Raw genomic sequence first — 11,378 nt, 5'->3', positions numbered from 1 at the left:
CGCCGCCATATAACCCGTCCAACCCACCGCCGCAAGACCCAAAACTCAGAGACGAGTTTTTCGTCTCGCAGACAACAGCGTCGTCCGCGTCGTTGAGCCGGGTTATAGGCCCAGACCCCCGACCTGTCAAACAGATTTCACATTCGATCCGGCATTTTCGGCGGCCCAAAGCAGCGAAGCTGTGGATAAATTAGGCGGCAGCTGCCCATCAAGGCGTCAAAAGCCGCGGAATTCGGCGCTTTCCGCCATCTTCAAAGGCATGTTTCCTCTCCGCCCCGACGCCCGGCCGGTCCATTCGCGCGACTCGCGGCGCGCGCCGCGCCGGCCATCGCGGCCCCTATAGAGTCTATTCGGGCCGCCTTGTTCCGCCCTGCCCGCGAGCCCGTATCCTCGCTTCCATGCTGCGCGGCCCTGCCGCCGCGCCAATCCGCTGGAGGTTCGAGCCATGCGCGTCACCCAGGAGCCGGTGCTTCGCAAGTTCTGGTACTGCATCATGCCGATCGGCGATCTCGACGACGGCCCGAAGCCGTTCCGCCTGCTCGGCGAGAAGATCGCGCTGTGGAAGGACGCCGATGGCGTGCCGCACGCGGTCAAGGATCGCTGCCTGCACCGGAGCGCCATGCTCTCGGCCGGCACGGTCGAGGACGGCAATATCGTCTGCCCCTATCATGGCTGGGCTTTCGACGGCACGGGCCTCTGCGTGCGCGTGCCGCAGGAGCCGATCCAGAAGCCCAAACCCTTCGGCGTGGCGTCCTATCGCTGCGCGGAGCGCTATGGCTATGTCTGGGTCGCGCTCGAAGAGCCGATCTACGACATTCCCGTCATCGCCGAATTCGGCCAGCCCGGCTTCCGGCAAATCCATGAATTCGTCGAGGAATGGGCCTGCCCGCCCCTGCGCCTGATGGAGAACGCGTTCGACAACGCGCATATCTTCTTCGTCCACCGCAACACATTCGGCGATACCTCGCCCATTCCGGTCGAGAACCAGTTCGAGGATACGCCCGACGGTTTCATCACCCACACCGTCGTGCCGGTGAAGAACCCGCCGCGCATGCGCGACGCGCTGCGCACCACCGAGGCGGAGACCGTGCGCCACATGGCGAACCGCTATTATACGCCCGCCAATTTCCGTGTCGGCCGGATCGACTATCCGAATGGCCTCACCAACATTCTCTGCACGGCGGCGACGCCGATCGACGACAAGCTGACGCGCCGCATCCAGTTCGTCCTGCGCAACGACACCGAGGAAGAGACGCCCTCGGCCAAGGTGATCGCGTTCGACCGCGAGGTCGGCGACGAGGACAAATGGGTCGTCGAGACGACCGAGGAGGATGTGCCGCTCGACACCTCCGAGGGCGTCGAGGTCTCGATGCCGGTCGACCGGCCGGGCATCCTGATGCGCAAGCAGCTGCGCGAGATCATCCGCCAGCACCGCCAGGCCGCGAGCGCCTGAGCCCCAGCGAGAAACGGGAAAGCGACATGACGAGAGCCTCGTTCACCGAGCTCGCACGCGGCGCGAAGCGCGCGCTCATCATCGGGGTCGGCGGCGGCGGCGACGTCATCCAGTCGATCCCGGTCGGCAATCATCTGAAGCTGCTCGGCGTCGAGGAGGTGATCGTCGGCGGCGTCGGCTCGTCCTGGTGGATGCCGGAGGGCAGCCCGATCTCGCGCGATCCGACCTCCATGACCTATGGCCCGACGGTCTATGATGTGCACCGCCTGTCGCATGCCGAGACCTGGGTGCCCGGCATCGTCGGCGTCGAGCGGCGCTCCGGGCTCGGCGCGCAGCAGCCGGCCGAGGCGGTGCTGGCCGATCTCCTGCCGGGCACGCCCTTCGTCGCGAGCCTCGCCGATGGCGTGATCGGCCTCCGCGATGCGCTGCGCGCGCTCATCGCCGCGCGCGCGATCGATCTGGTGGTCGGCGTCGATATCGGTTCGGATTCCTTCCATGACGGCACCGAGGTGATCGGCGCGCAGACCTCGCTGATCGATTTCATGGTCATCGGCGCGCTGACACAGCTGGATGTCCCGGTCGTCTATGCGCTGGCCGGCTATGGCGCGGATGGCGAGATGCAGCTCGAAGAGCTCGACGAGCGGGTCGGCCGCGTCATGAAGGCCGGCGGCTTCCTCGGCGCGATCGGGCTGACGCATCGCGATGTCGAGGAGATGCTCGCCGCCTGCGCGCTTTATCCCGATCCGATCGAGCATTATGCGGCGCTCGCCGCCCGCGGCGAGTTCGGTTACCGCAAGGTCCAGACCAACACGCCCTGGGGCCATGCGGTCAAGATCACGCCGCTCGCCGCGCTGATCCTGTTCTTCGACCCGGCCGTGATGGTCGCCGAGGCCTGCCGCGGCGTGACGGCGCTGAAGGAAACGACCAGCATCGCCGAGGCCGAGGAGATCTACGCCAATGTCGTCGGCGAATTGCCGGAAACGCGGCTCGAGCCCGTCGTCCGCTTCATGAAGCCGCAAAAGGGGGGAGAGCAGGCATGAGCGCGGCGATGCAGCAATCCTCGGATGGCGGGCAGGCCGCGATGGCGCGCCGGCCGCTCGGCGCCGGTGGCCCCGCCTTGAGCGTGCTCGGCCTCGGCACCTGGGCGATCGGCGGCACGGAATGGGGCGGCACCGACCGCGACGCCTCGATCCGCGGCATCCATGCCGCGCTCGATGCCGGCATCGACTGGATCGATACGGCGCCGATCTATGGCTTCGGCCTCTCCGAGGAGATCGTCGGCGCCGCGATCCGCGACCGGCGCGCCTCGGTGCGCGTCGCGACCAAAGGCGGCCTCGTCTGGGGCGAGGGCCGCGGCCAGTTCTTCTTCCCGAGCCCGCGCGGCGACGTCCATCGCGACCTCGCCCCGGCCTCGCTCCGCCGTCAGGTCGAGGCGAGCCTCCAGCGGCTCGGCGTCGATCATATCGACCTCTACCAGACCCACTGGCAGGACGAGACCACGCCGATCGCCGAGACCATGGCGGCGCTGCTGGAGCTTCAGGCCGAGGGCAAAATCGGCGCGATCGGCGTCTCCAACGTGACCCCGGCGCAGCTCGAAGCCTATGCCGCCGCCGGGACGGTCGCCTCGGTGCAGGAGCAGTTCAACATGATCGACCGGCAGCACGAGGCGGCGCTGTTTCCGCTCGCCCGGGCGCACGGCATCGGCGTGATCGCCTATTCGCCGCTCGCCATGGGGCTGCTGTCGGGCAAGGTCACGGCGGATCGCGCCTTCGCGTCCGGCGATGCGCGCGGGGGCAGCCGCCGTTTCTCGGGCGAGACCATCGCCGCCGTGAACGGTTTTCTGGACGGCATCCGGCCGATCGCCACGCGCCATGGCCAGACGATCGCACAGCTGGTGCTCGCCTGGACGATCGCGCAGCCCTCGGTCACGCATGTGCTGACCGGCGTGCGCAATGAAGCGCAGGCGGCGGAGAATGTCGCGGCCGCCGCTGCCGTGCTTTCCGCGGAGGATCTCGGCGCGATCGACGCGGCGCTGGCGGCGGCGGATCTCAAGGTGCCGCAGCTCTATGGCTGAGGCGTCGCTCCGGCGTCAGAGCGGCGTGCGCGTGGCGATCTTCGCGCCGAGTTCGCGCATGGCATCGAGGCGCGGCGCGAGGTCGATCGTCGTGATCCGGCGATCCTTCACCACCTGACGGCCGGCGACGAACACGTCGGTCACGTCGCCCTTCCCCGCCGCATAGACGAGATGCGTCGCGAGGTCGTAGATCGGCACGGCATGCGCGGCCCTGCTCGAGACCAGGATGAAATCCGCGATCTTGCCCGCCTCCAGCGTGCCGAGCCGGTCGCCCAGTCCCAGCGCCGCCGCGCCGTTCCGTGTCGCCATCGCCACCACCTCGGCTGGGCGGATCAGCGTCGGGTCCTCATGCACGCCCTTGGGCAAGAGGGCCGCGAGGCGCATCGAGAGCCACATGTCGATGTCGTTGCCGGAGATGCAGCTGTCGGTGCCGAGCGCGACAGTGACGCCGGCGGCGACGAGATCCGGGATACGCGCGACGCCGGAGCCGAGCTTCAGGTTCGAGACCGGATTATGCGCGACGGTCGTGCCGCTCTTTGCGAGCAGATCGATCTCGCCATCGTCGAGATGGACGCAATGGGCGAGCACGGTCCGCTCCGAGAGCAGGCCGGTGCGCTCCATATGGCGGATGACGCTGGCGCCATAGCGCTCCGTGATGATGCGCTGCTCGGCGCGCGTTTCCGCCGCATGGGTCGAGAAGCGGCCGTCATGCCGCTCGGCCAGTGCGAAGGCCGCCTTCAGATTGTCCGGTCCGACCGTATAGGAGGCGTGCGGGAAGGTGCCGGGAATGACCAGTTCGTGCCCGTCATAGCGCTCGAAGAACGCCTCGGCGCGGCCGATCCATTCCTCCGGCCGGATGCCGCACATGCCCGGCCCGTCGAAGAACCAGCTGCCCGTCGAGATCCGGATGCCGAGATCGACGGCGGCCTCGGCCGTCGGCTCGCACAGCCAGAACATGTCCATGACCGTCGTGACGCCGGAGAGCAGCAGTTCCGAGAGGCCGATCAGCGCGCCGAGATAGGTCGTCTCCGGCGTCACATAATGCTGCTCGACCTCCCAGACGGCCTGCAGCCAAGGCTCCAGCGACAGGTTCTCGACCAGGCCGCGATGCTGCGTGCAGGCGGCGTGGCAATGCGCATTGATAAGGCCCGGCATCAGGATCGCGCCATCAGCGTCGATCACGCGGCCGGCGCGCGCGGCGAGACCGGCCAGCTCCGCATCCGTGCCGACGGCGACGATCCGCCCATCCGAGACGGCGATGCCGCCGGAGGCGAGCGTCGGCGCACCGGCGACCGCGGTGAAGACGGCAGCGCCCCGCACGACGAGATCGATCGGCCCGCCCGCCAGCATGTCCCCGTGCACCGCCATCGCCCGCGCTCCCGTTCTGTCCCGCCCTTCCGGCTAGCAGGCTGGAGCGAGACGGGAAAGCGGCGCCCGTCGATGGAGACTATCGCCGCGCCTGACCCGCGCCGCGTCGCCGCTGGCATCGATCTTGCTGGAAATATTCCAATTCTGACGGCAGCCGGAACGTTTCAACCCCACAGGACGGTTCAGCCCATGGAGCAAGAGGTCAGCGGCACACTCGACGTGCGGCTCATGCGGATCCTGCAGGTTCTCCTCGCCGAGAACAGCGTCTCGCGCACGGCCGACATTCTGGGCCAGACCCAGCCGACCATCAGCGCGGCGCTGAAGCGGCTGCGCGAGATCGTCGGCGACCCGATCCTGGTGCGCAGCGGCAGCCATCTGGTGCCGACCGAACGGGCGCTCGAACTCAAGGAGACGGTGGCGCGCATCCTTGCCGACATCGATGCGAATTTCGTGACCCGGAGCGATTTCGACCCGGCCACCAGTACGCGGCGTTTCCGCCTCATCGCCTCGAACAGCCTCGGCGCGCTGATCCTGCCGCGGCTCGTCCACCGCCTCCATACGGTCGCGCCGGGCGCCATGGTGGATTTCTGCAATGTGCCGGGGGATGGCGACATCGTCGGGCCGCTGGAGCGCGGCGAGGCGGACCTCGCCATCGTCAATCCGCCGATCGAGCCCGGCCAGTTGCGCATGGCGCCGCTGCTCACCACGGATCTCGTCTGCATGGTCGGCCGGCATCACCCGATCGCGCGCCAGCGCACCATCGCCCTCAGCCAATATCTGACGCTTGACCACATCTCGCCGACGCCGACCCACATGGCGGCTACCGGACCGATCGACAGCAAGCTCGCCGCGCTCGGCCATGCACGCACGGTGACGTGCTGCGTGCCGGAGTTCGGCGTCATCCCCTTCATGCTGGCGCAGAGCAATCTCGTCTTCACCACCGGGCGCCCCTTTGCCGAGCATCTTGCCGCGATCATGCCCTTTGCCGTGATCGACGCGCCGCCCGAGCTCGGCGACATCCGCTTCCACCTGCTCTGGCACGAGCGCCAGCATCGCTCCGCCGCCCATCGCTGGCTGCGGCAGATCGTGCGCGAGGTGACCGGCGAGATCGAGCACATCAGCACCGGCGCGCCCGGCCATCCCGAGCGCACCGCCTGAGGCGGCAGCGGCGGCGAGAAATGTCAGCGCCGGCCGCCGCGGAAGCCGGCGCGGGTCAGCACGACGGCCTCGATGAGACCGACGGCGAAATAGAGCGCGAGCGAGACCAGCGTCACCAGCGCGACCGAGGCCCAGAGATCGGCCGCCTTGAAGGCCGTGACGTCATACTGCATCCGGTAGCCGATGCCGTTGCCCGTCGCGAGCCATTCGGCGAGCAGCGCGCCGATCAGCGCGCCGGGGACGGAAATGCGCGCGGCAACAAAGAGCGCCGGCAGCGCATTGGGCACCGCGACCTTGCGCAGGAAGGCGAGGCGCGAGCCGCCATAGGCGCGGATCAGATCGGCCGAGAGCTTCGAGCCCGAGCGGAGGCCGAGGCCGATATTCACCAGCGAGGGAAAGAACACGACGATGCCGCTGATCACCGCGACCGCGGCGGTGCTGCGCCCGAAGACGAGCACGATCAGCGGCGTCATGGCGACGAGCGGGACGGAGCGCAGCACGAGGGGGAGCGGCATCAGCGTCTGCTCGGCGAGGCGCGACAGCACGAATCCGATCGAGACCAGCAGCGCCGCCGCGAGACCGGCGACGAAGCCGAGGCCGGCATGGCCCAGCGTCACGGCGAAATCGGCCAGCATCGACGCGCGGTTGGCGGGCGCTGCCGGCACGATGAACAGATAGCGGAAGACATCGAGCGGCGATTTGCCGACCAGCGGCTTGACGTCGAAGATGCGCAGGAACGCCCACCAGGCGAACACCACGACGACGAGCGAGACCAGCGTCACGGCGAGTGTGCCGGCGAGCGCCCGGCCGCGCGAGCCGACGACCGCCTCCGCCACGGCCAGCGACGCCCCCTCGCCGCGCCAGGGCATCAGCCAGCCGGCGACGAGGTGGACGATCGCGTAGCCGGCACCGGCGAGCACGCCGCAGACGACGGCGATGCCCCAGGTCCGCTCTGCCAGCATTTGCTGCATCGAGACGACCATGGCGACGCCGAGCCCCTGCTGCACCGAGCCGAGCCATTCGCCGATGATCGCGCCGAGCAGCGCGGCCGGTGCGGCGAGGCCAAGGGCGGCGAAGATCGACGGCATGGCCGCGAACAGGCGGACATAGCGCAGCTGCCCGCCGCGCCGCGCGCCATAGACGCGGACGAGATCGATGCTGGCGGCATCGGCCGCGTCGAGCCCGTTCAGCGCGCCGACCAGCGTCGTGAAGAAGCAGGACAGAGCCGCGAGCGCCACCATTGGAGTCTGGCCGGAGAAGACGATGGTCAGGATCGGGCCGATCGCGATCAGCGGCAGGCAATAGCTGATCACGGCGAGCTGCATCACGAGACGGCGGAGCGGCGGCACGACGAGAACGAGCGCGGCCAGCGCGAGCGCCAGCCCGTTGCCCCAGGCATAGCCGAGGATCGCCTCATACAGCGTCGCGCCGATATTGGGCCCGTAGAAGCTCCAACCATCCGCGACGAGGCGCATGAGGACGGCGCCGGGATAGGGGACCATGCCGGCGGGCCCCGACGAGGCCCAGGCAGCGAGCCACCAGACGCCGATCAGGATTGCGAAGCCGGCAAATGACCGGCCATAGCGGCCGGCCAGCAGGGCGCCCTGCCCGGCGCGCCACCCGCCGTCGCTCCGCCTGACGGCCGCGTCACTCATCGAGGTCCTGCGGCTCCGCGCCGCCGAAGAGGAGGTCCGTCAGCTGATCGACGGCATCGCGGAACGCCTGCGTCCGCATGATCGCGGCGCCGCGCGGCCGTGGCAGGTCGATCGGGATCAGCGCGCGCACCCGGCCGGGGCGCGGGCTCATCACCGCAACGAAATCGGACAGAAAGACGGCTTCCTCGATGCCATGCGTCACCATGAGTACGGTGGCGGCGCGCCGTTCGAGGATGCGCATCAGTTCAAGGTTCAGCCGGCGCCGCGTCATGTCGTCGAGCGCGCCGAAGGGCTCGTCGAGCAGCAGCACGCCGGGCTCCGTCACCAGCGCGCGGGCGATCGCGACGCGCTGGCGCATGCCGCCGGAGAGCTGCGCCGGGCGCGCCTTCTCGAAGCCTTCGAGCCCGACGAGACGGATCAGCGCCGCGATGCGTTCCTCGTCGCGCGGCAGGCCGGCGACTTCGAGCGGAAGGCGGATATTGGCGGCCACGCTGCGCCAGGGCAGCAGCGCCGAATCCTGGAAGGCGATGCCGAGCCCGCCGCGCGCCGTGAGCTCCGCCGGGGTCTCGCCATGGACGAGGGCCGTGCCGGCGCTCGGCGTCTCCAGCCCGGCGATGATGCGCAGCACCGTCGACTTGCCGCAGCCCGACGGGCCGATCAGCGAGACGAAGGCATGCTCGGGCGTGCGCAGATCGACATTTTCGAGCGCCGTGACGCGGCTGCCGCCGAGGCGGAAGACACGGGTGAGGCCGGAGATGTCGAACCCCGTGCCGGGCGGACGGAAGGCGGGACGTTCGGCCGCCGCCTCCCCGACCCCCTCGGCCTCGCCGGACAGCATCCTCATGCCTTCAGCGACGGGTCTTCGGCATAGACCTCGTCGATCAGCGACATGTCGAACAGCTGCTCCGGCTTGATATCGATGCCGCTGACGGCGAGCACCTTCATGTTGCGCTCGATCGCTTCGGGCGACAGCGTCAGGATGCCGTTCTTCTTGGTCTCTTCGGTCACGATCAGTTCGTTCTGCGCCTTCACCTCGAGGATCTGCTCCTCGAGATTGAGGCCGAGCGACTTGCCATAGATCTCGACGGCGAACTTCGCCGCCGTCTCCGGCTCCTTCAGGCTGTCCTTCCAGCCCTTGATCTCGGCCTTCAGCAGCGCCTTGAGCTTGTCGCGCTCCTTGTCGATCGTCTCCTGGCGCACCACGACGGTCTCGGCGACGAGGCCGAAATTGTGGTCGGCGAAGAGGAAGTGCTTCGTCTCGATGCCCTTGAGGCCGAGCGCGATCGGCTCATTGGTGACGAAGGACATCCAGCCATCGACCTCGCCGGCGGCGAGCGGCGTCGGATCGAACTGCACCGGCACCTTGTTGATCGAGGCCGGATCGAGGCCGTTCAGCTTGAGGAAGACCGCCCAAGTGGTCTCGTTCACGGCCTGGACGCCGATCTTCTTGCCGATCATATCCTTCGGCTCGAGGATGGGGTTCTTGGCGAGCGAGACGATGCAGAAGGGGTTCTTCTGGAACTGCGCCGCGATCGTCTTGATCTCGGCGCCCTCGCTGATCGCGGCGGCCGTCAGGTCCGGCAGCGACATGCCGTAATAGCACTTGCCCTGGACCAGATCGATCTCGGTCGGCGGGGCGCTCGGGCCGCCGGGGATGATCGTCACCGGATCGAAGCCGGCTTCCTTGTAGTAGCCGCGCTGGTCGGCGAAATATTCGCCCGCGAACTCGGCATTGCTGACCCAGGAGAGCCGCACGGAAAGCGGCGTCGTCTCCGCCGCGGCGGCACGCCCGCGCAGCAGCGGCGCCGCCGCCAGGAGACCGGCCGCCTGGCCGCTGCGCTTCAGGAAGCTGCGCCGATTGATGAACCCGCCGAAATGCGTCATGGAACCGCCTCGCCTGCCTCTGCCCTGCCGTCTGAAATCGAGCGTTTGCCGGCGTTTCGTGCGGTCCGGCCCGCCCTTGCATGAGCAAAACGCTACGCAGCCCCAGGGGTGCGGTGAAGCTACCGCAGTGCAATAGAGTCTATCGTCGAAGGACTATGCGTGAAGGCCGACGCCTGGCGCTTAAGTCTGGCGCCGGCGGATCGATTCCGTCCGGCCACGCCGCCAGGCGGCATAGAGCGCCCGGCGCAGCGCCGTGAAACCGCCGCGCCCATCACCGTCCTGACGCGCAGCCGCCTCGATCGCCGCGGCCCCATGCGCACGGAGCGCCCGCTTGTCGAACCAGTCGGCCGGACGACCGAGCCGCTCGGCGAGGCTGCGCCGCCGGCCCTGGCGATGCACATCCTCCTGCAGGCCGAGCGCGAAGGCGCGGGCAATCAGCTCATCCGCCGTCGCCGCCTCTCCGAGCCGCGAGAGGGCCGCCGGCTCGAAGACGGGCTCGAAGGCGCGCTCGGCAAGGCGCCAGGCCGGATCCAGATCATCGAAGCGAGGGCGATGCAGCGGATTGAACAGGTGAAAGCGGATCAGCACCTCCCGCCGCACCGAGACCGAACCGCCCCACACGCTGTCGCGGGCCGGTCGCTCCGCCTGCGGCCAGCCGAAGGAGAGCAGCGCCGGCCGGTCGGCGATCGCCCTCGCATCGGGACCCCGCTCCCGCCCGAGCGACACCGCGCCGATCACCGCCGCCGTCTCTGCCGCACGCTGATGCGCGGCGACATGCGCTTCGAGCAGGCCAGGCTCGGGATCGACCAGCGGATCGAGAAAGAGGACCAGCGGCGCGCTCGCGCCGAACACGGCGAGGTTACCGCCCTGCGCCCGGCTCGCCGGTCCCTGCTTCAACACTTGGACCGCGAAAGCCGGCGACGCCTGCCGCACGATCGTCGAGAGGGTGTACCCTTCGGTACGGTCGACGACGACCAGTTCGAAGCGATCGGCCGGCAGCGACTGCCCGGAAAGCCGAGCGATCGCCCGTTCGATCGCCAATGGCGGCGCGTGGGCGAAAAGGACGGCGATCGCCGCGCTCAAGGATAGGTCTCCAGAATGCGATAGGCCTCGGCGCGGGACAGATGCGGCACGGCGGCGACGACCTCGTTCATCCGCGCCTCGGCATCGGCATAGCTGTAATTCACCACGGAAGGCCGCAGCCGATGGTGCACCGGCGCTCCATCGACGATACCGAGCCGGAGACCGTTGGCCTCCATGATCGCCGGCCAGATGAAATCGAGCCCCCAGCCCATGCCCTCAATGTCCGTGAACGGCAGCAGCAGGCGCACCGCATCGTGCCGCAGCACCGTCACCGGGCCGATCTCGACGAAGCGGGTCCGCCGCGCCGAAAGCCCCTCGATCTCGGCCGTAATAGCATGATCGATATAGCTTTCCCGCGTTCGAGCGGGCTGGCAGAGCGCGAAATCATGCCTCTCTGCGAGCGCGAAGAAACGGTCGACGAAGTCTTCGCCGAACTCGACGTCGTCGTCGCAGGCCACGACCCAGTCGAACAGCGCCGCATCCTCGAACAGCGCATTCAGGAGGTGATATTTCGGCGTCCGCTTGTCGACATGGCGCACCGTGTGCGGCACCGGCCGCTCCGGCGCCGGCCCGAGCGCAATCCAGCGCTGGACGATTTCATGCTGCGAACTGGCCGAAAAGGCCGCGACGGCGGCATCGACGGTGCTCGGCCTGTCCGTCAGATAGACGCCGCCGACGAGGATCCTGGCCATGGCTTCCCTGC

The 11,378-nt window shown here is 68.7% G+C and carries 10 protein-coding genes; 4 read left to right on the top strand and 6 right to left on the bottom strand.

Annotation, left to right across the window (positions count from 1 at the left end; translation table 11 throughout):
• The first annotated feature begins 445 nt into the window (after positions 1-445).
• From GGR25_RS23455 to GGR25_RS23445, 3 genes are read left to right on the top strand one after another with little or no spacing between them, the layout of a single operon-like run.
• Entirely contained in the window at positions 446-1,453 is a 1,008-nt protein-coding gene (locus GGR25_RS23455) for an aromatic ring-hydroxylating oxygenase subunit alpha (RefSeq protein WP_183401301.1), read from the top strand.
• Positions 1,454-1,479: 26 nt separating this feature from the next.
• Positions 1,480-2,493, top strand: coding sequence for a DUF1152 domain-containing protein (locus tag GGR25_RS23450; protein ID WP_183401300.1), 1,014 nt, complete (start codon positions 1,480-1,482; stop codon positions 2,491-2,493).
• Positions 2,490-3,527 (top strand): aldo/keto reductase, encoded by a 1,038-nt coding sequence (locus GGR25_RS23445; protein WP_380147207.1) that lies wholly within the window; start codon positions 2,490-2,492, stop codon positions 3,525-3,527. Before GGR25_RS23450 ends, GGR25_RS23445 begins: the two co-directional genes overlap by 4 nt.
• Before the next feature lie 15 nt (positions 3,528-3,542).
• Here the strand turns inward: GGR25_RS23445 and GGR25_RS23440 are convergent, their stop codons facing one another.
• Positions 3,543-4,895, bottom strand: a complete 1,353-nt coding sequence (locus tag GGR25_RS23440; protein ID WP_210300075.1) for an amidohydrolase family protein — start codon at positions 4,893-4,895, stop codon at positions 3,543-3,545.
• 189 nt (positions 4,896-5,084) lie between these two features.
• Here GGR25_RS23440 and GGR25_RS23435 point away from each other — a divergent pair, with 189 nt between their 5' ends.
• Positions 5,085-6,053: a LysR family transcriptional regulator gene (locus GGR25_RS23435; protein ID WP_183401299.1), complete on the top strand. Its 969-nt coding sequence runs from the start codon at positions 5,085-5,087 to the stop codon at positions 6,051-6,053.
• A 23-nt stretch (positions 6,054-6,076) separates the two neighbouring features.
• On the opposite strand, the gene GGR25_RS23430 is transcribed toward GGR25_RS23435, so the two are convergent.
• The 5 genes from GGR25_RS23430 to GGR25_RS23410 form a co-directional block, all read right to left on the bottom strand.
• Entirely contained in the window at positions 6,077-7,708 is a 1,632-nt protein-coding gene (locus GGR25_RS23430; protein WP_183401298.1) for an ABC transporter permease, read from the bottom strand.
• Positions 7,701-8,552 (bottom strand): ABC transporter ATP-binding protein, encoded by an 852-nt coding sequence (locus GGR25_RS23425; protein ID WP_246410211.1) that lies wholly within the window; start codon positions 8,550-8,552, stop codon positions 7,701-7,703. The genes GGR25_RS23430 and GGR25_RS23425 overlap by 8 nt, the downstream gene beginning before the upstream one ends.
• Complete coding sequence (locus tag GGR25_RS23420; protein ID WP_183401297.1) at positions 8,549-9,592, bottom strand: ABC transporter substrate-binding protein; 1,044 nt, start codon at positions 9,590-9,592, stop codon at positions 8,549-8,551. Before GGR25_RS23420 ends, GGR25_RS23425 begins: the two co-directional genes overlap by 4 nt.
• Before the next feature lie 180 nt (positions 9,593-9,772).
• Positions 9,773-10,675, bottom strand: a complete 903-nt coding sequence (locus tag GGR25_RS23415) for a glycosyltransferase family protein (RefSeq protein ID WP_183401296.1) — start codon at positions 10,673-10,675, stop codon at positions 9,773-9,775.
• Entirely contained in the window at positions 10,672-11,367 is a 696-nt protein-coding gene (locus GGR25_RS23410; RefSeq protein ID WP_210300074.1) for a hypothetical protein, read from the bottom strand. Before GGR25_RS23410 ends, GGR25_RS23415 begins: the two co-directional genes overlap by 4 nt.
• Between the last annotated feature and the right edge of the window lie 11 nt (positions 11,368-11,378).

The sequence above is a fragment of the Kaistia hirudinis genome (assembly GCF_014196455.1).
In the GTDB taxonomy this organism is placed as follows: Bacteria; Pseudomonadota; Alphaproteobacteria; order Rhizobiales; family Kaistiaceae; genus Kaistia; species Kaistia hirudinis.
Note: the sequence above shows the minus strand (reverse complement) of the source record. Positions and strands in the feature narration are given on the sequence as shown.

Coding starts and splice junctions, on each gene's coding strand:
- GGR25_RS23455 (WP_183401301.1), top strand. CDS start 446: ATGCGCGTCACCCAGGAGCCGGTGCTTCGCAAGTTCTGGTACTGCATC.
- GGR25_RS23435 (WP_183401299.1), top strand. CDS start 5,085: ATGGAGCAAGAGGTCAGCGGCACACTCGACGTGCGGCTCATGCGGATC.
- GGR25_RS23410 (WP_210300074.1), bottom strand. CDS start 11,367: ATGGCCAGGATCCTCGTCGGCGGCGTCTATCTGACGGACAGGCCGAGC.
- GGR25_RS23425 (WP_246410211.1), bottom strand. CDS start 8,552: ATGAGGATGCTGTCCGGCGAGGCCGAGGGGGTCGGGGAGGCGGCGGCC.
- GGR25_RS23445 (WP_380147207.1), top strand. CDS start 2,490: ATGAGCGCGGCGATGCAGCAATCCTCGGATGGCGGGCAGGCCGCGATG.
- GGR25_RS23450 (WP_183401300.1), top strand. CDS start 1,480: ATGACGAGAGCCTCGTTCACCGAGCTCGCACGCGGCGCGAAGCGCGCG.
- GGR25_RS23440 (WP_210300075.1), bottom strand. CDS start 4,895: ATGGCGGTGCACGGGGACATGCTGGCGGGCGGGCCGATCGATCTCGTC.
- GGR25_RS23430 (WP_183401298.1), bottom strand. CDS start 7,708: ATGAGTGACGCGGCCGTCAGGCGGAGCGACGGCGGGTGGCGCGCCGGG.
- GGR25_RS23420 (WP_183401297.1), bottom strand. CDS start 9,592: ATGACGCATTTCGGCGGGTTCATCAATCGGCGCAGCTTCCTGAAGCGC.